General features: G+C 59.7%; 2 protein-coding genes. One reads left to right on the forward strand and one right to left on the reverse strand.

The window, feature by feature from the left end:
• On the forward strand, positions 1-365 hold a 365-nt coding region (locus ACXJKR_RS32695; RefSeq protein WP_457326406.1), incomplete at its 5' end, for a hypothetical protein.
• Between the two features lie 232 nt (positions 366-597).
• On the opposite strand, the gene ACXJKR_RS32700 is transcribed toward ACXJKR_RS32695, so the two are convergent.
• Positions 598-1317 (reverse strand): Fic family protein (locus ACXJKR_RS32700; protein WP_457326407.1); only part of this gene is annotated, 720 nt, incomplete at its 5' end.

Raw genomic sequence — 1317 nt, forward strand, 5'->3', positions numbered from 1 at the left:
CATTTGGGCTTGCCGAGTTGCACGAAACGTACAAGGAACTTCGGGACAAATACGTGTCCCACTGCGTTGCGCCGTTAGATGAGGGGCGGATAGAAGCGCACGTCGAATTCCAAAACGGTGAAGCCGTCAGGCTGGTTAGGAGCTCCTATCACCGGTCAGCAGTGCTCTGCGGCCCGAAGCACGCGGAGGACCTCATCAAGCTAGCCTCTGCGGCCGAAGATCTGGTGCTTGGTCGCATCAAAACTGAAAGGGCGAATGTCGCAATCCAACTTGTTGGCATGCCGGAAGCGGCTCTAACAGCTGCATCGAACGGCATGGAGCACCACTATTCGGATTGGGAGTCAGCGTTGAAGAAGAAGCGTTGACACTTGCAAATGCGGGAGGCTGCAGTGGCAAGCGAGTTGGTGACAGAAAAGCGGACATACCCAGACCCCGGTGTCTACTGCGGGGTGGCCGACAGCGACAGGTCGGCTGGCGTGTTTGATCCAGCGCTAGCCACATCATGCTGCTGACACTTTGGCTGGTGCCGCTGAGCCTGAATAGCCTGGAGCGCGACACAGCATGCAGTAAGCAGGCGGAGCTATGGTCGAAGATAGGCTAGCTGGAGGCAGGCCGCTTCGGCCCTTCGATCAACTGGGCTTGCACCGAGCTGCTCAGCAGCCTGGTAAATGGCTTGATGTCCTGGTCCGACGACGCGGCATCAAGCGCTCGCATGTATTCGTCGCGGATATCCAAAGTGACGACTGTCCACGGCCATCCGCCGGTGGCCAGCATGAGGTTCATGATGAACCGAGCCAGCCGTCCATTGCCGTCCATGTAAGGATGGATGAACACGAAGACGAAGTGCCCGAGCACTGCTCGCACGCAGGGCTCGGTTTCGGCTTCGAGCAGGTCGAATAGCAGCGGCATCGCATCGCGAACAGCCTCAGGTGGAAGCGGCGTGTGTCTGGCGTTCTTGATGAACACCTGCGAGCCGCGCCAACCCGCGAGTTCTGAAGGCTTTACCAGCCCGACCTGGACGGATGGGGACCAGAGTGCCAAGTACCAGTCTTGAAGGTCACCTCGTAGGCGTGCTCCCGGGTTCTGGCCTTCCAGCACCCGCAGCAGGCTCGCGCGCACAGCCTTGTGCGCTTCGAAGTAGCCTTTGGCAGCCATCGCGTTACGTTCTTGGCGATCGCGTTCCGTATCGCCCGAGCCCCAGGTGCCCTTGCGCACACGGTCGATCATCTCCGGAGTGACTTGGTAGCCTTCGATGGACAGCGAGTGATAGGCGTCGGCCAGGTATCGCACCTCAGCTTCGTCCAGGTATTCCTGCGG

The organism is Roseateles sp. P5_E11 (genome assembly GCF_054049355.1).